Source organism: Allochromatium palmeri, from assembly GCF_009720725.1.
GTDB classification, from domain to species: Bacteria; Pseudomonadota; Gammaproteobacteria; order Chromatiales; family Chromatiaceae; genus Thermochromatium; species Thermochromatium palmeri.
The window spans coordinates 55,897-77,200 of record NZ_WNKT01000003.1 but is presented as its reverse complement, the minus strand read 5'-3'; the positions used below and the strand labels follow the sequence as shown (position 1 = coordinate 77,200).

The 21,304-nt window shown below is 63.7% G+C and carries 21 protein-coding genes; 8 read left to right on the top strand and 13 right to left on the bottom strand.

What is annotated here, in order from left to right; genetic code table 11:
- Nucleotides 1-56: 56 nt before the first annotated feature.
- The 8 genes from rseP to rpsB form a co-directional block, all read right to left on the bottom strand.
- On the bottom strand, nt 57-1,427 hold the full coding sequence (rseP, locus tag GJ668_RS02530; RefSeq protein WP_155448543.1) for an RIP metalloprotease RseP: 1,371 nt from the start codon (nt 1,425-1,427) through the stop codon (nt 57-59).
- A 127-nt stretch (nt 1,428-1,554) separates the two neighbouring features.
- Nucleotides 1,555-2,739 (bottom strand): 1-deoxy-D-xylulose-5-phosphate reductoisomerase, encoded by a 1,185-nt coding sequence (gene ispC, locus GJ668_RS02525; RefSeq protein WP_186342836.1) that lies wholly within the window; start codon nt 2,737-2,739, stop codon nt 1,555-1,557.
- Between the two features lie 15 nt (nt 2,740-2,754).
- The gene (locus GJ668_RS02520; RefSeq protein WP_186342835.1) at nt 2,755-3,597 is read right to left on the bottom strand and encodes a phosphatidate cytidylyltransferase; all 843 of its coding nucleotides are present in this window, start codon (nt 3,595-3,597) and stop codon (nt 2,755-2,757) included.
- Nucleotides 3,587-4,354, bottom strand: a complete 768-nt coding sequence (gene uppS / locus GJ668_RS02515) for an undecaprenyl pyrophosphate synthase (protein ID WP_155448646.1) — start codon at nt 4,352-4,354, stop codon at nt 3,587-3,589. Before uppS ends, GJ668_RS02520 begins: the two co-directional genes overlap by 11 nt.
- Nucleotides 4,355-4,414: 60 nt before the next feature.
- The gene (frr, locus tag GJ668_RS02510; RefSeq protein ID WP_155448541.1) at nt 4,415-4,972 is read right to left on the bottom strand and encodes a ribosome recycling factor; all 558 of its coding nucleotides are present in this window, start codon (nt 4,970-4,972) and stop codon (nt 4,415-4,417) included.
- A 1-nt stretch (nt 4,973) separates the two neighbouring features.
- Complete coding sequence (pyrH, locus tag GJ668_RS02505; protein ID WP_155448540.1) at nt 4,974-5,696, bottom strand: UMP kinase; 723 nt, start codon at nt 5,694-5,696, stop codon at nt 4,974-4,976.
- Nucleotides 5,697-5,749: 53 nt separating this feature from the next.
- Nucleotides 5,750-6,637 (bottom strand): translation elongation factor Ts, encoded by an 888-nt coding sequence (gene tsf, locus GJ668_RS02500; RefSeq protein ID WP_155448539.1) that lies wholly within the window; start codon nt 6,635-6,637, stop codon nt 5,750-5,752.
- Nucleotides 6,638-6,773: 136 nt separating this feature from the next.
- Nucleotides 6,774-7,502, bottom strand: a complete 729-nt coding sequence (gene rpsB / locus GJ668_RS02495; RefSeq protein WP_155448645.1) for a 30S ribosomal protein S2 — start codon at nt 7,500-7,502, stop codon at nt 6,774-6,776.
- A 357-nt stretch (nt 7,503-7,859) separates the two neighbouring features.
- Here rpsB and map point away from each other — a divergent pair, with 357 nt between their 5' ends.
- The 8 genes from map to GJ668_RS02455 all read left to right on the top strand — a co-directional run bounded on the left by map (nt 7,860) and on the right by GJ668_RS02455 (nt 17,101).
- The gene (map, locus tag GJ668_RS02490) at nt 7,860-8,642 is read left to right on the top strand and encodes a type I methionyl aminopeptidase (protein WP_155448644.1); all 783 of its coding nucleotides are present in this window, start codon (nt 7,860-7,862) and stop codon (nt 8,640-8,642) included.
- Complete coding sequence (gene glnD / locus GJ668_RS02485) at nt 8,639-11,296, top strand: [protein-PII] uridylyltransferase (protein WP_155448538.1); 2,658 nt, start codon at nt 8,639-8,641, stop codon at nt 11,294-11,296. The genes map and glnD overlap by 4 nt, the downstream gene beginning before the upstream one ends.
- Nucleotides 11,265-11,675, top strand: coding sequence for a hypothetical protein (locus tag GJ668_RS02480; protein ID WP_155448537.1), 411 nt, complete (start codon nt 11,265-11,267; stop codon nt 11,673-11,675). The genes glnD and GJ668_RS02480 overlap by 32 nt, the downstream gene beginning before the upstream one ends.
- A 114-nt stretch (nt 11,676-11,789) precedes the next feature.
- Nucleotides 11,790-12,257: a hydrogenase expression/formation protein gene (locus GJ668_RS02475; protein WP_155448536.1), complete on the top strand. Its 468-nt coding sequence runs from the start codon at nt 11,790-11,792 to the stop codon at nt 12,255-12,257.
- A gap of 18 nt (nt 12,258-12,275) precedes the next feature.
- Nucleotides 12,276-13,379 (top strand): hydrogenase small subunit, encoded by a 1,104-nt coding sequence (locus tag GJ668_RS02470; RefSeq protein WP_155448535.1) that lies wholly within the window; start codon nt 12,276-12,278, stop codon nt 13,377-13,379.
- The gene (locus GJ668_RS02465; protein ID WP_155448534.1) at nt 13,376-14,038 is read left to right on the top strand and encodes a hypothetical protein; all 663 of its coding nucleotides are present in this window, start codon (nt 13,376-13,378) and stop codon (nt 14,036-14,038) included. The genes GJ668_RS02470 and GJ668_RS02465 overlap by 4 nt, the downstream gene beginning before the upstream one ends.
- Nucleotides 14,035-15,300, top strand: a complete 1,266-nt coding sequence (locus GJ668_RS02460; protein WP_155448533.1) for a (Fe-S)-binding protein — start codon at nt 14,035-14,037, stop codon at nt 15,298-15,300. Before GJ668_RS02465 ends, GJ668_RS02460 begins: the two co-directional genes overlap by 4 nt.
- A 70-nt stretch (nt 15,301-15,370) precedes the next feature.
- Nucleotides 15,371-17,101: a nickel-dependent hydrogenase large subunit gene (locus GJ668_RS02455; RefSeq protein WP_155448532.1), complete on the top strand. Its 1,731-nt coding sequence runs from the start codon at nt 15,371-15,373 to the stop codon at nt 17,099-17,101.
- Between the two features lie 60 nt (nt 17,102-17,161).
- Here GJ668_RS02455 and GJ668_RS02450 read toward each other — a convergent pair whose 3' ends face one another.
- The 5 genes from GJ668_RS02450 to GJ668_RS02435 all read right to left on the bottom strand — a co-directional run bounded on the left by GJ668_RS02450 (nt 17,162) and on the right by GJ668_RS02435 (nt 21,178).
- Nucleotides 17,162-18,550 (bottom strand): alginate export family protein, encoded by a 1,389-nt coding sequence (locus tag GJ668_RS02450; RefSeq protein ID WP_155448531.1) that lies wholly within the window; start codon nt 18,548-18,550, stop codon nt 17,162-17,164.
- Nucleotides 18,540-18,710, bottom strand: coding sequence for a symporter small accessory protein (locus GJ668_RS20060; protein ID WP_186342834.1), 171 nt, complete (start codon nt 18,708-18,710; stop codon nt 18,540-18,542). The genes GJ668_RS02450 and GJ668_RS20060 overlap by 11 nt, the downstream gene beginning before the upstream one ends.
- 5 nt (nt 18,711-18,715) lie before the next feature.
- Nucleotides 18,716-20,551: a sodium:solute symporter family protein gene (locus GJ668_RS02445; RefSeq protein ID WP_155448530.1), complete on the bottom strand. Its 1,836-nt coding sequence runs from the start codon at nt 20,549-20,551 to the stop codon at nt 18,716-18,718.
- Between the two features lie 143 nt (nt 20,552-20,694).
- Nucleotides 20,695-20,994, bottom strand: a complete 300-nt coding sequence (locus GJ668_RS02440; RefSeq protein WP_155448529.1) for a type II toxin-antitoxin system RelE family toxin — start codon at nt 20,992-20,994, stop codon at nt 20,695-20,697.
- Nucleotides 20,984-21,178, bottom strand: coding sequence for a type II toxin-antitoxin system Phd/YefM family antitoxin (locus GJ668_RS02435; protein WP_425482467.1), 195 nt, complete (start codon nt 21,176-21,178; stop codon nt 20,984-20,986). Before GJ668_RS02435 ends, GJ668_RS02440 begins: the two co-directional genes overlap by 11 nt.
- Between the last annotated feature and the right edge of the window lie 126 nt (nt 21,179-21,304).

Here is a 21,304-nt window from a genome sequence, read left to right as displayed (position 1 = left end):
CGGATCTGCCGGGCGGCCGGCATCCAAGGCGCGCTAGTATAAGGGATGCACCGTGATTAGCCCAATAGTCGCGACAGGTCAACGTAGACGGCGAGCGTCATGAGCGCGGCCAGCAGCAGGAAACCGACTTTCTGACCCTGGATCATGACCTCTTCGGACACCGGGCTGCCCTTGATCCACTCGATCAGATAGAACATCAGGTGTCCGCCGTCGAGCACCGGAATCGGTAGCAGGTTGAGGACGCCCAGACTGATACTAACGACGGCCAGGAACTTGATGAAGGAGTCCAGGCCGTAACTGGCGGTGCGTCCGGCGGTCTCGGCGATGCTGATCGGGCCGCTCAGATTTTTGATGGACGCCTCGCCGATCAGCATCCGACCCATGACGCGTAGCATCAAGGCACTCATTTCGTAGGTCTTGTCGAAGGCCAGTCCGAGCGATTCGACCGGGCCATGGCTGACGCGCACCAGATAGTCGTCCATGAGATCCGCGCGTGACTCGACGCCGGCGCCGATGCGTCCGACCGTCTCGCCATCGGTCTCCATGGCGCGTGGAATCAGTTCCAGCCGCTGTGTTCCAGCGTCTGGACGCTCGATGTCGAGGGCAATCGGCGTCTCAGGCCGCTCGCGCACCAGTGCCACCAGATCGCGCCAGGAGCTGATCGGCTCGCCATCGGCGGCGACCACGCGATCGCCGATCTGCAAGCCGGCCTGCTCGGCCGGTTCGCCCGGCAGGATCTCGCCGATGACGGCCGGGATGCTTGGTCGGCGTGGTGTGACGCCGAGACGCCCGAGCAGATCGGGTTCATCACTCAGCCCGGCGATGGCGTCGCGCGAGATCAACCGATCGCGGATCTGTCCGGCGGCATCACGCACCTGGACGATCAGGTCGTTGCCGTCCATAGCGGCGACCGTCAGGGCCAGTAGCGCGTTCTCCCAGCTTTGGGCCGAGCGCTCACCGATCTTCAGGATCTCATCGCCGGGACGAAAACCGGCTTCAGCGGCGATCGATGTCGGCTCCACGTCACCGACGACGGGCTTGAGTCCGGTGTCGCCGGCCATGAACAGGCCCCAGTAGGCGAGCACGGCGAACATCAGGTTGAACAAGGGACCGGCGACCACGATCGCTGAGCGTTTCCAGAGTACCTGACGGTTGAAGGCGCGATCGAGTTCGGCCTCGGGGATCGGCTCATCACTTTCGCGCTCGTCGAGCATCTTCACATAGCCGCCGAGCGGGATCGCGGCCACGACGTATTCGGTTTGGTCGGCCCCGAAGCGCCGGCTCAGCAGCGGCCGGCCGAAGCCAATGGAAAAGCGCAGCACCTTCACGCCGAGTTTTTGGGCCACCCAAAAGTGACCAAACTCATGCACGGTGATCAGGATCGCCAGAGCGACCAGGAAGGAGGCGATGGTGAAGAGCATGTCCATGGGGATGATCGCAGTCGCGGGAGGGAGCCGGTTGGTGTTCGGCGTTATGTCGTGGGATATGGGGATCGATCGTCACAAAATACAACGGCCCGCGCGTCATGGCGTCGGGCCGCTGGTAGATGCAACCTCAGCGGCGCTCAAGAACCAGCCGTTCAGCCTGCTCGCGCGCGCGCCGGTCGATATCGAGCAGGAACTCCAGCCCCTGACCTGCGACCGACTCAGGCGGCAGTGCTTCCAGCGTACCCTCGACCACAGCAGCAATGCCGGGGAAGTCGATGCGCCGATCGAGGAAGGCGGCGACCGCGATCTCGTTGGCCGCGTTGAGCACCGCTGGTGCCGTGCCGCCGGCGCGCGCCGACTCGAAGGCCAACCGCAGACAGGGGAAGCGCGCAAAGTCCGGCTCCTGGAAGTCCAGCCGTGCCACCGCGAACAGATCCAGCGGCGTCACGCCCGAGTCCATGCGCTCCGGCCAGCCCATCGCATGCGCGATCGGCGTGCGCATGTCAGGATTGCCGAGCTGGGCCAGCACCGACCCATCGTCGTATTGCACCAGCGAATGAATGACGCTCTGCGGATGCACGACGACCTGCACATGATCGGTATCCGTGCCGAACAGCCAGCAGGCCTCAATGACTTCCAGGCCCTTGTTCATCATGGTCGCTGAGTCGACCGAGATCTTGCGCCCCATGTCCCAGGTCGGATGCGCGCACGCCTGCTCGGGCGTGACCGAGGACAGACGCTCAAGCGGCCAGTCGCGGAAGGGACCGCCCGAAGCGGTCAAAAGAATACGCCGCACCCCGACCTGAGCCAGCCCATCACTGAAGTTCGGCGGCAGACACTGGAAGATGGCATTGTGCTCGCTGTCGATCGGTAGCAGTTCCGCACCGCTGTCGGCCACGGCCTGTATCAGCAGCGCCCCGGCGACCACCAGCGATTCCTTGTTGGCCAGGAGCACGCGCTTGCCGGCATGAGCCGCCGCCAGGGTCGGACGCAGACCGGCCGCGCCGACGATGGCCGCCATCACATAGCCGACCTCGGGCAGGGACGAGACCTGTTCGAGTCCCTCGACGCCGGTGAGGATTTCGGGGCGGTCAGGCATGTCGGCCAGCAACTCGCCCAGACGCTGCGCCGCCGCCGGATCGACCATCACCGCATACTGAGGGCGATGCTGGCGACACTGTTCGGCCAGCCGCTCAGCGTCGGTGTTGGCGGTCAGCGCCACCGCGCGGAAACGATCCGGATGACGCGCCAGCACGTCGAGCGTACTGACGCCGATGGAGCCGGTGGCCCCGAGTACGGTCACGCCAATCACAGTGTCCTACTCCCGTCAGGTCAAGGCCCAGGTCATGCCCAGGGCATAGAGTGGGGCGGCCGCCGTCAGGCTGTCGATACGATCGAGCAGACCGCCGTGGCCGGGCAAGAGTTGGCTCGAATCCTTGAGATGACGCCGGCGCTTGAGCAGGCTCTCGTAGAGATCGCCGATGATCGAGAGCATGGCGACCAGAATGCACAGCACTGCAACGGCCAGCACGCCCAGGGGCGCCAGCCCGAGCCAGCCGGCGATGAGCAGGCCGACGAGTCCGGCACCGACCAGAGCGCCATAGGCACCGGCCCGGGTCTTGCCCGGACTGACCGCCGGGGCAAGCTTGATCCGGCCCCAGCGGCGCCCGACAAAGTAGGCCGCTGAATCGGCTGTCGCCATCAGGATCAGGAGCGACAGCACCAGTCCGGGGCCGATGGAGGCGATCTGATGCAGGCTCAGCAGGGCGACCCAGGTCGAAGTCAGGATCAGCAGGCCGGTGATCAGCAGCATGGGCCGCGGTCCGGCGACCGGCTCGATCTGCTGGATACGCGGAATAATCAGGCTCTGCGCGATCCACCAGATCAGGCTCGCCAGGAGCAGCGACGGCCAGCTCGACTCGGACCAGTGCCACAGACCGGCCAGAACCATGGCCATGAAGGCCAGATAGAACCGGCGCGTGCTCCGCCCGTCGATGCCGGCCAGCCCGCACCACTCCCAGGCCGCGATCAGCATGGCCGCTCCCAGAAAGAGCGCGAAGGCCCAGGTCGGCAGCAGGAGCACGGCACCGACTACGAGTGGCGCAAGCCAAAGCACGGTCTGGGCGCGGCGGCGCAGATTGCTCACGCTGGGCGCTGATTTATCCGGCACAGGTATCCACCAGAGCTGAAGCCGTCTGCTCGACCTGATCGCCGGTGCGACCGAAACGCCGCTGACGCCGGGCATAGTCGTCGAGCGCCTGACCATAGGCCGCCGCATCGAAGTTCGGCCAGAGCACGTCGGAGAAATAGAGTTCGGAATAGGCCGACTGCCAGAGCACGAAGTTGCTCAGACGCTGTTCGCCGCCGGTGCGGATGAACAGATCCGGCTCGGGCAGATCAGGGAAGGAGAGCTGGTCGGCCAGGAGTTGCTCGTCGATCTGGCCCGGATCGAGCCGGCCGGACTGGACTTCGAGCGCCAGCCGCCGTGCAGCCTGGACGATGTCCCAGCGTCCGCCGTAATTGGCCGCGACCTGAAGATTGAGCGTTGTGTTGGCAACGGTCAGCGTCTCGGCCTCGGCGATGCGGTGCTGGAGCTTGTCGGGAAAGGCGCCGCGCTCGCCGATGATGCGCAGACAGACGCCATTTTCGTTCAGGCGCCGGACCTCGCTGCGCAGGGCCGCCATGAACAGCTCCATGAGGATGTTGACCTCGGTGCGCGGGCGGCGCCAGTTCTCGCTGCTGAACGCAAAGAGCGTCAGGGTCGCCACACCCCGGCGCACGCTCTCTTCGACCACGGCGCGCACGCTCTTGACGCCCTCGCGATGACCGGCCGTGCGCGGCAGACCACGCTGCTTGGCCCAGCGGCCGTTGCCGTCCATGATGATGGCGACATGCCGGGGCACGCGCGGGTCGTGTGTGCGCTCCAGTGCGACGTCTGAATCAGTATCCACGATAAATCGAAGGCGGTCTTGGCGCGCGGACTCGGATCAGATGGACATCAAGTCCTGTTCCTTCTCGGCGAGCACGGCATCGACCTCCTTGACGTACTGATCGGTGAGCTTCTGCACGATCTCCTGACCGCGACGCTCGTCGTCCTCGGAGATCATCTTGTCCTTGACCAGTTCCTTGAGATCGTGATTGGCATCGCGACGGATGTTGCGTACCGCCACGCGCGCCTGTTCGGCCTCGTTGCGCGCGACCTTGATCAGATCGCGCCGGCGCTCTTCGGTCAGCGGCGGCATGGGCACGCGAATCGCGGTGCCGGCGGTGTTGGGGTTGAGTCCGAGATCGGACTGCATGATCGCCTTCTCGATCGCCTGCACCATGCTGCGCTCCCAGGGTGTAACCAGCAGGGTGCGTGCGTCCTCGGCGTTGATGTTGGCGACCTGACGGATCGGCATGTCCGAGCCGTAGTAGGAGACCATGATGTGGTCGAGCAGCGACGGATGGGCGCGACCGGTACGGATCTTAGCCAGTTCGTGGGTGAGCGACTCGACACTCTTGGCCATGCGCTCGGCAGCGTCTTGCTTGATATCGTCGATCATGTCAGTTTCCGCTTACGACCAGTGAACCAATGTCCTCGCCGCGCATCAGGCGGGGCAGGGCGTCGGGTTCGTTGATGTTCATGACACGCAGGGGCATAGCGTGATCCCGGCACAGCACGATGGCCGTGGCGTCCATCACCTGAAGTCCCTCGCGCAGCGCCTGATCATAGCTGAGTCGGGGATAGAAGGTGGCGGACGGCTCCTTCACCGGATCGGCGGAATAGATGCCGTCGACCTTGGTGGCCTTGATCAGCAGTTCAGCACCGATTTCAATGGCGCGCAGACTGGCCGCCGAGTCGGTGGTGAAGAAGGGATTGCCGGTACCGGCGGCGAAGATGACCGCGCGCCCCTTTTCCAGATGACGCACGGCGCGGCGGCGGATGTAGTCCTCGCAGACCTGATTGATCTTGATGGCCGACATCACGCGCGCCGGGACCGACATCCGCTCCAGCACGTCCTGCATGGCCAGGGCGTTCATCACCGTGGCCAGCATGCCGATCTGATCGCCCGTGACCCGATCCATGCCGCGCTCGGCCAGTCCAGCGCCGCGAAAGATGTTGCCGCCCCCGATCACCAGCGCGACCTGAACGCCCGAGGCGATCAGATCGCGGACATCGCCCGCGAGCCGCTCCAGGACATCGGGATCGATGCCGTGGCTGCCCGTACCCATCAGCGCCTCGCCACTGAGTTTGAGCAGAATGCGTCGATACGCGGGAGCCGTCATGGCCGCTGGCCTCGTGGTGATGTCATCGAATGGGGGCAGGATACAGCAATGGCTCAGTTGCCGCGAACCTGTGCCATGACCTCTTCGGCGAAGTTCTCGACCTTCTTCTCGATGCCCTCACCGACTTCCAGGCGCGCGAAACGATGCACCTCGGCACCGGCCTGCTTGAGCAGTTGGGCGACGGTCTGGTCGGGGTTCTTGACGAAGGGCTGACCGAGCAGCGTGACTTCTTCGAGATACTTGCGCATGCGGCCTTCGATCATCTTCTCGACGATGGCCTCGGGCTTGCCGCTGTCGAGCGCCTGCGCCTTGAAAATTTCGCGCTCCTTGTCCAGGGTCGCGGCGGGCACCTGATCGGCGTTCACGCACATCGGGTTGCTGGCGGCCACATGCATGGCGATGTCGCGTCCGAGCGTCACGTCGCCGCCGGCCAGTTCGACCACTACGCCGATACGCACGCCGTGCAGGTAGCTGTAGAGCTGACCCTCGGCGCTATCGAAGCGTTGCAGACGGCGCACCTGGATGTTCTCGCCGATCTTGGCGACCAGGGCCTCGCGCGCGCCATCGACCGTGGTGGCGCTGTCGCCGGCCAGCGGCTGCGTGGCCAGCGACTCGACATCGGTCACACCGCTGCTGAGTGCGGTCGCGGTCACGGCTTCGGCAAAGGCCAGGAAGTTGGAGTCCTTGGCGACAAAGTCGGTCTCACAGTTGATCTCGACCATCACGCCGTTTTTACCATCGTCGGCGATCTCGATCATGATCACGCCTTCGGCGGCGGTGCGGCCGGACTTCTTGGCCGCCTTCGCCTGACCGGACTTGCGCATGGCCTCGATGGCGGCCTCGATGTCTCCGTTGGCTTCCACGAGCGCGGCCTTGCACTCCATCATGCCAGCGCCGGTGCGCTCGCGCAGTTCCTTGACCAATGCGGCTGTAATCGCCATGACTAGAACACCTCGTCGACCCGCTCGGGGTCTGCTTGAATTCGTATGATGAGGCGCCGCGCTGGGCCGCACCTCAGAAAAATCTGGAGTGATGACAGGGGGCGCACCCGGCCTGGAGCCGGGCGCGCGTGAGCAATTAGGCCTCGGCCTGGCTCTCTTCCTGGATGGTGCCGGCGCCACGACCGACCATGGCGGCCGCCGTGCTGCGACCGTCGAGGATGCCATCAGCCGCGCCCGCGATGTAGAGACGCACGGCGCGGATGGCGTCGTCGTTGCCGGGGATGACGTAGTCGACGTTGCTCGGGTCGTTGTTGGTATCGACCACGCCGATGACCGGGATGCCGAGCTTGTTGGCCTCGGTCACGGCGATCTTCTCGTGACCGACATCGATGACGAACATGGCATCCGGCAGACCGTCCATGTTCTTGATGCCGCCGAGGCTCTGTTCGAGCTTGGCGCGCTCACGCGACAGGCCGAGGGCTTCTTTTTTGTTGAAGCGCTCGATGGTGCCGCTCTCGAACATGGCTTCCAGTTCCTTCAGACGCTTGACCGAATGACGGATGGTCTTGAAGTTGGTGAGCATGCCACCGAGCCAGCGGTGGTTGACGAAGGGCTGGCCGCAGCGCTCGGCTTCCTCACGGATGGCATCGCGCGCGGCGCGCTTGGTGCCGACGAACAGGATCTTGCCGCCGTTGGCCGCCAGGGTGCCCATGAAGTTGACCGCGTCCTGATACAGTGGCAGGGTCTTTTCGAGGTTGACGATGTGGATCTTGTTGCGCTGCCCGAAGATGAAGGCCCCCATCTTGGGGTTCCAGTAACGGGTCTGGTGGCCGAAATGGACTCCGGCCTCCAGCATCTGACGCATGGTGACTTCGCTCACGATCTTCACTTCCTGAAATCTGAATGGTTGGGTTAGGCCTCCACGCGCCCCAGGCGACAACCCGAGTGAACGGGCACCCAGTCATCTGTGACGGCGCGTGTGTGGACGGATCGGCCCAGTGTCGAGACGGACCTGGCCAGGGGGCCAAACGAAAAAGAGCGGAAATCACTATTTCCGCCTTGGTGCCGGTGCCGCAAGACCCTAAATTATGAACCAGACCGGCTCAGCGTCAATTGCGACAGCGCGCCGCGTTTTATACCATAGCCGGTTACACAGGGGCAAATGCCCGGAACGCTTGAGAGTCGAATCGATTAAAAAACCGTGGATGCTTCCAACCGTAAGATGAATGTGCGGATCAAGACGCCCGAGGCGATCGAAAAGATGCGCGTCGCCTGTCGTCTGGCCGCCGAGGTGCTCGACATGATCGAGCCACATGTCCAGCCCGGAGTCGCCACCGACGAACTCGACCGGCTCTGTCACGACTATATCGTCAACCATCAGAGCGCTATTCCGGCCCCGCTCGACTATCGTGGGTTCCCTAAGTCGATCTGTACCTCGGTCAACCATCAGGTCTGCCACGGCATCCCGAGCGGCAAGCGGCTCAAGAAGGGCGATATCGTCAATGTCGACATCACCGTGATCAAGGATGGCTATCACGGCGACACCAGCCGCATGTTCTTCGTCGGTGAGCCATCGGTGCTGGCGCGCCGGCTGGTGACTGTCACCCAGCAGGCCATGATGCTCGGTATCGCCGCCGTCCGGCCGGAGGCCACACTCGGCGACATCGGACATGCCATCCAGCGCTTCGTCGAGACTCAGGGGTATTCGGTGGTGCGCGAATACTGCGGACACGGCATCGGCGAGGAATTCCACGAAGACCCGCAGATCCTGCACTACGGTAAGCCGGGCGAGGGCCTGCGGCTCAAGCCCGGGATGTGCTTTACCATCGAGCCGATGGTCAATGCCGGCAAACGCTTCATCAAGGTGCTGCCGGATGGCTGGACCGTGATTACCAAGGATCGCAGTCTCTCGGCCCAGTGGGAGCACACCATCCTGGTCACCGAATCAGGGTACGAAATCCTGACCCTGCGCGCCGCCGAGCGCGAGGCATTGGGCACTGCATGAGTCACGGCGCCTCCCTGCTCGCCGCCACCGCGCCGGTCGATACGCGGCTTTCGCCGTCGGACTCGCTGCGCTTCTTTAAGGAACGGCTCAGAGCGGGGAAGGAGGCGCTCTACCAGCACTATGATCAGGGTGTTCCGGTTACGCGCCTGGTTCAGGAACTGAGCGGACTCATCGACGCCGTCCTGCGCGATGTCTGGAATCTGCATCTCGGTGAAGCGTCCGGGGCGGCGCTGGTAGCGGTCGGGGGCTACGGGCGGCGCGAACTCCATCCGGCCTCCGACATCGACATCCTGGTTCTGATCGATTCCGAACCCACGCCTCCACTGATCGAAGCCATCGAACGGCTGCTGACCCTGCTGTGGGATATCGGTCTGGAAGTCGGCCACAGTGTGCGCACCCTCGACGACTGTGTGCGCGAGGCCCAGGCCGATGTCACGGTCATGACCAACCTGCTGGAAGCACGCTGGCTGATCGGCTCCGAACCGCTCTTTCAGCGCATGCGCGAGGTCACAGGCCCCGAGTACCTCTGGGATAGTGAGCAGTTCTTCGCCGCCAAGACTCAGGAGCAGCGCGCCCGCTGGCAGAAGTATGGCGACACCGCCTACAACCTCGAACCCAACATCAAGGAAAACCCCGGCGGATTGCGCGACATCCAGATGATCGGCTGGGTGGCCAAGCGCCACTTCGGGGCCGAGACCCTGCACGAGCTGGTCGATCATGGCTTTTTGACCGAATCCGAACATCAGGCTCTGATCGGCGGCCAGACCCTGCTGTGGCGCATCCGCTTCGCGCTGCACCGTCTGGCCGGACGGCGCGAGGATCGGTTGCTGTTCGACTATCAGCGCACCCTGGCGCATCAGTTCGGCTTCAGCGACGGCGAGAATAATCTGGCCGTCGAGCAGTTCATGCAGCAGTACTACCGCACCGTCCAGGAGCTCAACCAGCTCAACGAAATGCTGTTGCAGCTCTTCGGCGAGGCCATCCTGCTGCACGACGATATCGGCCCGCCGGCGCCGATCAACAAGCGCTTTCAGTCACGCAGCGGCTATCTGGAAGTCACCTCGCCGGGCGTATTCCGGCGCACGCCCATCGCGCTGCTGGAAGTTTTTCACATCCTCCAGACCCATCCCGAACTGGAGGGCGTGCGCGCGAGCACCATCCGCTTGATCCGCGAGAACCGGCATCGTATCGATGACGCCTTCCGTGCCGATCTGCGCGCGCGCTCGCTGTTCATGGAGATCCTGCGCGAATGCGTCGGACTCACCCACACCATGCGCCGCATGAGCCGCTATGGTGTGCTGCCGGCCTATATCCCGGCCTTCGCCAACATCGTCGGGCGCATGCAGTACGATCTGCTGCACGTCTATACGGTCGACGAGCACACCCTGATGCTGCTGCGCAATCTGCGCCGCTTCGTCATCCCCAAGCACGACGAGGAATTTCCGCTGTGCAGTGCCGTGGCGCGGCGCATCCCCAAGCTCGAACTCCTGTATCTGGGCGGACTCTTCCATGACATCGCCAAGGGACGCGGCGGGGATCACTCCACGCTCGGCGCGCGCGATGCCTGGGACTTCTGCCGGCTCCATGGTCTGAGCGAGTTCGACAGCCGTCTGGTCTGCTGGCTGGTCGAGCAGCATCTGGTCATGTCCATGACCGCTCAGCGCAAGGACATCAGCGATCCGGAGGTCATCCAGTCCTTCGCGGCCCTGATCGGCGATCCGACCCGGCTCGACTATCTCTATCTGCTGACCGTGGCCGATGCACGCGCCACCAATCCGGGGCGCTGGAACAGTTGGCTCGACGCCCTGCTGCGCGAACTCTACTCCGGCACCCGTCGCGCCCTGCTGCGTGGTCTCGACAACCCCCAGGCTCAGGACGAGCTGATCGCCCAGAAGCAGGCCGAGGGCTTGCGGCTGGTGGCGCGCGGCGGTATCGGGGCGGAGGCCTGCCAGGCGCTCTGGCAGCGCTTCAACCGCGATTTCTTTCTGCATAACTCGCCCGATGAGATCGCCTGGCAGACGCGGCGCATTCTGGAGAGCGATCCAGAGGATCGACCGCTGATCGACATCCGTCCGATCACGGCGCGTGGCGGCAGCGAGATCTTCATCTACTCGCATGACTGCGACAATCTGTTCGCCCATACCACGGCGGCACTCGATCGGATGGGACTGAACGTCATGGATGCCCGGGTCATGACCACCAGCGATGGCATGGTGCTGAACAGCTACCAGGTGCTCGACCAGGACGGCACCCCGGTCGATGATTCCACTCGGGTCGAGGAGGTGCGCGATCAGCTCATCGCGCTTTTTGGCGAGCCGAATCGCACCCATATCCGGGTCACGCGCACGGTTTCGCGCCAGCATCGGCATTTTCCGATCGAGACGCGCGTCTGCTTCTCGGTCGATGAGTCGAACCAGCGCACCGTCATGCGTCTGACGACCCTTGACCGACCGGGACTGCTGGCCGAGGTCGGCGCTGTGTTCGAGCAGTGCGGCATCCGGCTGCAGAATGCCAAAATCGCGACAGTCGGGGCTGAGGTCGACGACGTATTCTTCATCACCACCAGCGAAGAGACGCCCATCACCTGCGAGCAGGCACTGTCCTGCCTGAGACGCGAGATCCATGATCGACTCGAACCCCCGCAGGCGACTTGAGTCCGGGCGTGCGCTGCTCTGGTGCGGGCTGCTGGTGCTCAGCGGAGCAGCACTTGCCGGATCGGCCGCTATGGCGTCCGATCCGGCCGTAGGTGACACTCAGCCGGATCAGATTTCGCCCTGGCTCGATGAGGTGCGCGCCCAGCGCGAGGCCTGGGAGGCGCGACGATCAGCCGCGCGCGAACAGCATGAACAGCGCCGGCGTCTCCATCATCCGCGCAGCGCCGCTCAGCAAGCGACCTGGGAAGAGGATCTGCGCCGTCGTCGCGCCGAGCGCCAGGAGCGTATCGAGCAGGACCGCGAAGCCTTTATTCGGCCCGAGCCGCCCGGACTCTATCCTCCCGGTTGGAACAATCTCTGGTATTTCCGGGGCTATTAGCCGTGGAAAGTCCTTCAGTATCTGCTGCATTTCAGGATTACCTGCGCTAGGTCAAATCAAAAATCGACGGATCGGCCTAAACTCTTCGCTCATCGATGTTGAGTTGGAGTGGTCATGTCAGTCTTCGATCCAGCCAGGGCGCATCCGGCGCCGGGCGCGACCTGTGCCCGGTCTGCGCGCGAGCATGGGCACGCGCTCCCGATCCTGCACGAAATCCGCCACGCCCTGGAACGTTTGCTCGCCAGCGGTGAGGAGACGCGCATTGATCTCCAGTCCATGCCCTTCGGTCCGGGCGATCTGGAACGCCTGACCGCCGTGCTCGGCCAGGGCGAAGTGCAGGCGCGCGTCGAGGCACTGGGTCCGACCCTGATCCAGGAGACCGCCATCCCCGGCGTCTGGCTGGTCGACTACCGCAGTCTCGAAGACCAGCGTCTGAGCTATCAGATCGAGATCGCCACCCTGCCTGAGATCCTGCGCCCACGCCCGGAGGATCTCGCCGAGTCGCTCGCCGCGCTTGATGCGCGACTCTCCGAGTCCGGCCTGGACGCCGCTGCGCCGAACGCTTCGCCATCTTCGTCCTGACACCCGAAAGGAGGGACCATGCGCAAGAGACCCGACAAGACCCTGGGCGAGAGCCTGCGCGATCACGGCCTGTCGCGCCGCGGATTCCTCAAGCTCTGTGCCACGACCGCCTCGCTGATGGCCCTGCCGCCGAGCCTGGCGCCGGCCATCGCCGCCGCGCTGGAACAGGCACGCCGCCCCTCGGTCATCTGGCTGTCGTTCCAGGAATGCACCGGCTGTACCGAATCGCTGACCCGCTCCCATGCTCCGACGCTCGAAGATCTGATCTTCGATTTCATCTCGCTGGACTATCACCACACACTCCAGGCCGCGTCCGGCGAGGCCGCCGAGGCCGCGCGCTTCCAGGCGATGGAAGAGAACAAGGGCCAGTATCTGGTGATCGTCGACGGCTCCATCCCCGGACCGGACGCCAATCCGGGCTTCTCGACCGTCGCTGGCCACAGCAATTACGACATCCTGATGGAGACCGTCGAACATGCCGCAGCCGTGATCGCGGTCGGTACCTGCGCCGCCTTCGGTGGTCTGCCCCAGGCCAGACCCAATCCGACCGGCGCCATGTCGGTGATGGATCTGGTTCGGGACAAGCCGGTCATCAATGTCCCCGGCTGTCCGCCGATCCCCATGGTCATCACCGGCGTGGTCGCGCACTATCTGGTCTTCGGCCGGCTGCCCGAGCTGGATGCTTACCATCGGCCGCTCGCCTTCTACGGCCAGTCGATCCATGACCGCTGCTATCGCCGGCCCTTCTACGACAAGGGACTCTTTGCCGAGCGCTTCGACGACGAGGGGGCCAGGCAGGGCTGGTGTCTGTATCGACTCGGCTGCAAGGGGCCGACGACCTACAACGCCTGCGCCACCATGAAATGGAACGACGGCACCAGTTGGCCGATCGAGGCGGGTCATCCCTGTCTGGGCTGCTCGGAGCCGAAGTTCTGGGATGCCGGCGGTTTCTATGAGCCGGTGTCGGTGCCGCTCACACTCGGTCCCACGACCCTCCTGGGTGCCGGGGCAGCGGGTGGCGTCATCGGCGGTGGACTCGCGGCCATGGCCCGCAAGCAGGTCAAGCAGGATGCGGCCACGCGCCAACCCGTCACCGTCGACGAACTGGAGCAAAAGCTATGAGCGGTTCGATGGAATTCCTGCTGTGGACCAAGGGTCCGCTCTTCAATATCGCGCTGGCGATCTTTGCCATCGGTCTCATGGCGCGTCTGGTCGAAATCTTCATGCTCGGGCGCGCGCCCAATTATGCCGAGCCGCGCGCCCATGAATGGCCGGCCGGACTGCGCACCATGCTGACCCGCACCGTCGCCGATCCGGGCACCTTCCAGCGCGCGCCCTTCAACGTAGTGGTCGGCTGGGTCTGGCATCTCGGGTTTCTGACCGCGCTGCTGTTCTTCGTGCCACATGTCGAGCTGATCCAGGGCGTGCTCGGGTTCGCCTGGCCGGCGCTGCCGAATCCAGTGGTCGACTTCGCCACCGCCATCACCCTTCTGGCCCTGATCGCGACCCTGGTGCATCGGCTCACGCATCCGGTGAAGCGGCACATCAGCACGATCGAGGACTATCTGGTGTGGGCCGTGGTGTTCATGGTGGTGCTCACCGGCTATCTGGCCTATCACCGTCTGGTCGAACCCTATCCGCTGGCGCTCGGCATGCATATTCTCTGCGCCGAGATCCTGCTGATCATCCTCCCTTTCACTAAGCTCACCCATATCTTCACGACCTTCATCGCGCGCTGGTACAACGGCGCCGCCTTCGGTCGCAAGGGGGTTCAGTCATGAGCGAGCTGACACTTGAACGGGGTCTCGCGGCCTTTCGCGCCGAGATCGACGCGCCGACGGCGGCGTTCTTCTCCAGTTGCGTGCATTGCGGACTCTGCGCCCAGTCCTGTCCCTTCTATCTTGAAACCGGCGATCCCAAATACACGCCGATCCTGAAGCTCGAACCCCTGCGTCGGGTATGGGAGAACGAGTTCACCCTCTGGGGTCGGATCAAGGGGCTGCTCGGTCTCCAAAAGAAGGTCACGGACGCGATGCTGGCCGAATGGGAGGAGCTGCTCTACGACTCCTGTTCCATGTGCGGCCGCTGCTCCATGGTCTGCCCGGTCGGCAACGATCTGGCCTACATGATCCGCAAGACCCGCGAAGGCATGGTCCAGTCGGGCCATGCGCCCGAGGGGCTGGTCAGTGCCTCGGTGCGCGCGATCACTACGGGCAGCCCGATGGGTCTGCAATGGAAGACGCTCGCGGTGCAGATCCAGCATGTCGAGTCCAGCAGCGGGCTGACCGTACCGGTCGACCAGGAGGGCGCCGAGTATCTGGTCCTGCTCTCCTCGATGGAGGTCATCAACTTCCCCGAGTATCTGGAGGCCATCACCCGGATCTTCGATCACGCGGGCGTGACCTGGACGCTCTCGACTCAGTGCTTCGAGGCCACCAATGCCGGCATCCAGATCGGCAATAAGGACATCGCCGCGCAACTGGTCGAGCGGGTCGTGGCAGCGGCGGAAACACTCCGGGTGCCCAAGGTCATCAGTCCCGAGTGCGGTCACGCCTATACCGCCATCCGCTGGGAAGGCCCGAATCTGATCGGTCGACCCTATTCCTTCCGCGTCTTCCACATCGTCGAGGTGCTCGATGAACTGCGCGCCGCCGGGCGCATTCGGACCGAGGGCAAGGAGGGCGACCGGCTCTCGATGCACGATCCCTGCAATCTGGCGCGCAAGAGCGGCGTAATCCAGCAACAGCGCAACCTGATGGCGCTGGTGGCTGAGAACTTCGTCGACCTCAAAGAACACGGCAAGTACCAGTGGTGCTGTGGCGCCGGCGGCGGTGTCAGCTCCAACGAGCGCGCCGAGGCACTCAAGATGACCGCCTTCAAGCGCAAGAAGGCCCAGATCGAGGAGGTCGCCCCCGAGCGGATGGTCACCATGTGCGCCACCTGCCGCACTCAGCTCGAAGAGGGCCTGGAAACCTTCAACATGGAGATTCCAGTGGTCGGGCTGACCGAGATGATCGCCGAGCACCTGGTCGAGCGCGACTGATCCCCATCACCCGAATCACCTGCGTTAGTGCCGGGCCGCGTTGGCGGCCCCGTGCCGGAGATCCGCCAACATGAGTGAACGCATCGTCGTCGACCCCGTCACCCGTATCGAGGGCCATCTGCGCATCGAGGCCCAGATGGACGGCGCCAGCATCGCCCAGGCCTACAGCTCGGGCACCATGGTCCGTGGCATCGAGACCATTCTCAAGGGCCGCGACCCGCGCGAGGCCTGGGTCTTCGTCCAGCGCATCTGTGGTGTCTGCACCCTGGTGCATGGCATTGCCTCGGTGCGCGCCGTCGAGGACGCGCTCAAGATCGAGCTGCCGCTCAACGCCCAGCTTATCCGTAATCTCATGATCGGTGCGCAATACATCCACGATCATGTGATGCACTTCTATCACTTACATGCACTCGACTGGGTCGACGTGGTCAGCGCCCTGAGCGCCGATCCCAAAGCGACCTCGGAACTGGCCCAGTCGCTCAGTGCCTGGCCCAAGTCCTCGCCCGGCTATTTCGCCGACACCCAGAAGCGGATCAAGACCTTCGTCGAGTCCGGCCAGCTCGGTATCTTCGCCAATGGCTATTGGGGGCATCCGGCCTACCGGCTGCCGCCCGAGGCCAATCTGATGGCGGTCGCGCACTATCTGGAGGCGCTCGCCTGGCAGCGCGACGTGGCCAAGTTCCATGCCATCTTCGGCGGCAAGAACCCGCATCCGAACTTCCTCGTCGGCGGTATGCCCTCACCGATCGATCTGGACTCCGACTCGGCGCTCAATGCCACGCGGTTCGCCGAGGTCCAGAACCTGATCCAGTCGATGCGCACCTTCGTCGATCAGGTCTATGTGCCCGATACTCTGGCCATCGCCGGGTTCTATAAGGACTGGAGCAAACGCGGCGAGGGGTTGGGTAATTTTCTCTGCTATGGCGATCTGCCTTCGGGCACGAGCCTGGATCCGGCAACCTTTTTCTTTCCACGCGGAGTCATCCTCGATCGCGATCTCTCCACCATCCACGAGATCGATCTGGAGGGCGCCGGCGAGATCCAGGAGTTCGTCAACCATTCCTGGTACGAATACAGCGTCGGCAATGATCGCGGACTGCATCCCTACGAGGGTCAGACCAATCTGGAGTACGACCGTCGCGGCGGTGTCGCGCCGCCCTACAAACAGCTCGACGTCAGCGACGGCTATTCCTGGCTCAAGGCGCCGCGCTGGAAGGGGCGCCCGGTCGAGGTCGGGCCGCTGGCGCGCGTCCTCATGCTCTATGCCACCGGCCACGACCAGACCCGGGAGCTGGTCGACAGCGCGCTTTCCAGGCTCGAACTGCCGGTCGACGCGCTTTACTCGACCCTGGGACGCACGGCGGCACGCACGCTGGAGAGCAAGATCCTGGCTGATACCATGCAGGGCTGGTACGACGCGCTGATCGCCAACATCAAGTCAGGCGACACCAGGACGTTCAACGAGACCCTGTGGGAGCCGTCGAGCTGGCCGAAACAGGCCCAGGGCGTCGGCATCATGGAGGCCCCGCGCGGTGCGCTCGGGCATTGGATCGTTATCGAGAACGAACGCATCGCCAATTATCAGGCTGTGGTGCCCTCGACCTGGAATGCCGGACCACGCGATAACCGGGGTCAGGCCGGCGCCTACGAGGCCGCGCTCCAGGACAACCATCAGCTCGTCAACGTCAAGCAGCCGATCGAGATCCTGCGCACCATCCATTCGTTCGATCCCTGTATCGCCTGCGCGGTGCATCTGGCCGATCCTGAATCGGGCGAGTCCTTTCAAGTCAAGGTCGTCTAGCGCCCAGTCCCCGGATCAGGTGGCCGAGCCGGACCAATCCGGCCCGGCCACCGATTGACCTCACCAGGTCAGGACCACTTCCGCGCGCACGAAGAACGAGTCGCTCTGTCGATTGTCGGCATAGTAGTCACCCGGCAGCAGATACTCGGCGACCAGATGCCCCGAGACGTGCTGGCTGAACTTGCTCTTGAGCCAGGCGGCGAACAGATGTCCACGGAAATTGCCGTCGCCACTCAGATTGACCATCTGGGCGGCGGTGCGGGTGCTCTGCTCGTCAGCCCAGAGCGCGTGGTAGTCGACCAGGAGCTGCGTCGTCGGATGCACCTGTGAAATCCAGCCGACATTGAAGCGCTGGAGGTTAGTCGCCTCGCCCACGCGCGATTCCAGTGGCCACTGATAGACCATCAGCTCACTCCACTGCGGCCAGCGGCCCCAGAGCGGGTCGAATGCCTGATCGCCGGCGCTGTCCGGATCGTCACCGGACAGATACTCAAAGTCAGCATGGAGCTGATTTTTGAGCGCATCGTTGAAGCTGTAGGTCAGCCGGCTGTTGAAGCCGAAGGCGCTCAGGTCGCGGTCGTTACGCGTGCCCCATTCATAGACAGTCTCGGCGCGCAGTGCCCAGCTGGACGTGAGCTTGGAGTCGGCGCGCATGCCGGCGGCGTAGATGTCACCCGAGTCGCTGGGTGAGGGGAAGGGCGCGCCATTGTTGACGCGAATGTTGCCCGGCGTGAGATTGGGCCGATTGTGTTTGTAGATGAAATAGCCGTCGAGATCCGTGCCCTCGATCAGCGACTTGTTGCGTCCATAGAGGATGACGCCGGTCTCGTACTGCTCGATCTGATCCTCGACTGTACCGTTGAGCGGCTGCGGGAAGCGCCCGGTGTTGGCACTCTGATCGAGGTAGATGAGATCGAGCGTGGTGCCGAGCGACTCCAGGTTGTAGGTGGCACGAGCAGCGTCGAAATAGATGGTGCGCGAGCCATCGATCGGCGTGCCTTCGAGCACCAGCCAGCCATTGCCCAGGACGATATCCTGGCGTCCGAGTCGGAGCGAGAGCGGCGAGCCGCCGATCTGTTTGAAGTCGACCTTGAGCTGATCGAAGAACAGACCGCCGCTGTACCAGGTTTCGAAACCGGCCACCGGCCAGCTGGAAGCGGCGGGGTCCTGATAGTGGCGCCCTTCCCAGATGAGACGGGCGCTGGCCTCCAGTTGATCATCGGGCGAGTAGGAACCCCAGAGTCGCCCGCGATAGCGCTCGAAGTTGCGATCAGCAGTGGCCGAGTCGGCGTTCAGACCCACGTTGTCGATCCACACCTGGCGCAGACGCAGGTCCGCGCCCCATTTGAAGGGACCGCTGCTCTGCTCAGCCTGTTCAGCCGAGACCACCGAGCAGGCAAGTGTGGCGCCGAGTCCGGCAGCCAGAAGGCTGGTTTTCTTAGAATTCATCGTCCACCTTTTTTTCGTCGAGCGCCCATTGGCGGTCTTCGTCGCTGACCTCGTCGCGTGCGGCGTTGCGGCGAAGCAGTCCGTAGAGAATGCTCAGGATGGCCAGGGCGATGATGCCCAGATAGGCGGTGAGCACGAGGGGATCGTCGAGACCCAGCATGATGTTTACCTCTTCTCCGGGAAACAGCGGTCGAGATGTTCGGCCGCCGGCGGACGGGTGAAGGCGCTGACCAGGATCAGGGTCAGGAGCGCGGCGGGCAGGGCGACCACGATGGGATCGACCGAGGGCCAGTTGGGCGAGTCGGCCAGAATGCTGGTCTTGCCGCCGGTGACGAGCTGCACCAGCCCGATGGCGCTGGCTTCCTTGGCCTTGACCAGCAACAGCCAGAACAGCGATACCACCAGACCGACCGTCATCGAGGCCAGCGCCCCGGCCTTGGTGACCCGGCGTGAGAAGAGTCCGCCGATATAGGCCGGCAGGAAAGCTGCTGCGCACAGTCCGAAGAAGATGGCGGTGAAGCGGGCGACGATGTATTCCTGACGAATGCTGTAACTGATAGTCACGGCGATCAGCAGACCGACCACGATCGCCAGACGCATGACCAGGAGACTCGGTTCGCGCTGCTGCCCCTTGGTGCCGATGCGCTCATAGAGGTCGCGCCCGGCCGCCGTGCCGATGGTGTGGAACTGGCTCGACATGGTGCTCATGGCCGCCGCCAGCAGCGCCAGGAAGAAGATGGCGCCGAACCAGTGGGGCAGGGCCGTCGAGATGAAGGTCGGGATGATCTTGTCGGCGTCGCCCTTGACATAGGTGACGACCGAGGAGCGACCGCCGACCAGCTCGAAGCTGTTGCCGTTCGTGTCCTCGGCCTTCTGGCGTTCACTGACGATCAGGGCCGCCGTGGCCGGGGCCTGGGTCTTGGGGCTGATGATCGCCGTCCAGGCGCCGCTGTCGGTCTTCTGCATCAGCTCGACCAGCGCCTGATTCTTCTCGGCGTCGAGTTCCTGGACCACCTTGCCATTGAGGATGGGACCATGCTGGGCGAACCAGGCATTCGACAGACTGCCGACCAGGAAGGGCGTGCCCGTCATCAGCATGATGAAGACCGCGCCGATCGGCACCGCCCGATCCAGCTCGCGCCGGCTACGCACCGTCATGAAGCGCACCGCCAGTTGCGGCTGGGCCAGAACGCCGATGCCCACGCCCAGGATGATGGCCGTGATCACGATCCACCACAGATCATAGGTCGGCGCACCCCAGCCGAAGACCGGCATCTCGGTCCAACCCTGATGGCCGATCTTGGCCAGGGGCGCGGGCACCATGTCTTCCATGCCGTCCAGATACTGATGGGCCTCGGTCACGCCGCCCAGGCTCGAATAGGTGAAGACCAGCAGGAAGATCATGGCCAGCACCATGACGAAGCCCTGGAAGGTGTCGGTGTACATCACCGCCTTGATGCCGCCGGGGATGACATAGGCCGCCGTGATGAGCGCAAAGATCAGAAGCGCGACCTCGAAGTCGATGCCGAACTGAGTGGCCGCGAAGACGCTGCCGCCGGTCATGACGGCGGCGGCGTAGAGCGGCATGAAGAGAAAGATCAGGACTCCGGCGAAAATCTGGATCGCCCGGCTTTGATAGCGCTGGCCCAGAAGCTCCGGGAAGGTGTGGGCGCCGAGATGGTGCCCGAGCCGGCGGGTCGGCTCGCCGAGCACGATGAAGGAGATCAGGATACCGACGCCGATGTTGAGGAAGGTGAGCCACAGCAGGCTCATGCCGAAGAGTCCGGCGACTCCGCCGAAGCCGACGATGGCGGCGGTGGAGATGAAGGTGGCCCCATAGGAGACCGCCATGATGACCGGATGGGCCGAGCGCCCTCCGACCAGGAAGTCGGCCGCCGAGCGTGTGCCCCGGTAGCCGAGCCAGCCCAGATAGGCCGTGACTGAGAGGTAGGCGAGGATGACGACGATGTCGATCCAGCCCACCGATGCATGATCGGGCATGTTTCCCCCTGTTATTGGAATGATGTGGACTCGATGCCACCTGGCCCGCGTTCGACCGTCATGCGTTCGAAATACGGGCGGGGGAAAATAACCCGATTTGCGGTGCGGGTGTTATAGCCTTGCCCCATCAGAGGGCGCTTTTTTCAACCGGAGACGTGCGTCTGTCGCTTGGCGGCGGCGGTGTAGACGGCATTTCGCTCGCGTTTGCCAACGGCAACGACCAGGACGATCAGCTGATCGTCCCGCACTTCGTATACGAGCCGGTAGCCGACTGTCTTCAGTTTGATCTTGTAACGGTTTTGGCGTCCAGAGAGCCTGGAGGCGGGGATATGAGGTTCCTTCAGACGTTCCAGGAGCTTCTTCTTGAGCTGTTCTCTGACACTCTTATCCAGTCTGCTCCACTCATTCCAGGCATCCGGATGGAACTGCAACTCATAGTTCATCCAGGGAGACCTTGAGCGGCGCCTTGCCGTCACTCAGGCGGGCATCGGCGATGTCGTTCAGTTCAAGGTCTTCGAGACGATCCATCAGGGCCTCGTAGGCTTGCGCCGGTACGCAATAAAAGACCGGCTCGTTGCGGTTGAGAACAGCTACCGGGAAGCCGGCACCGGCCGTTACTGTGCCCATCGGATTGCGTTTCAGCTCTGAGATGCTCGCCGTCGTTTCGGCTAGGATTCGATGTGTCATGACAGTTTAAGAGTGTTTTTAAAAGCACTCAATATAGGACGTTCAGCGGTGTCTCGCAATCCAATC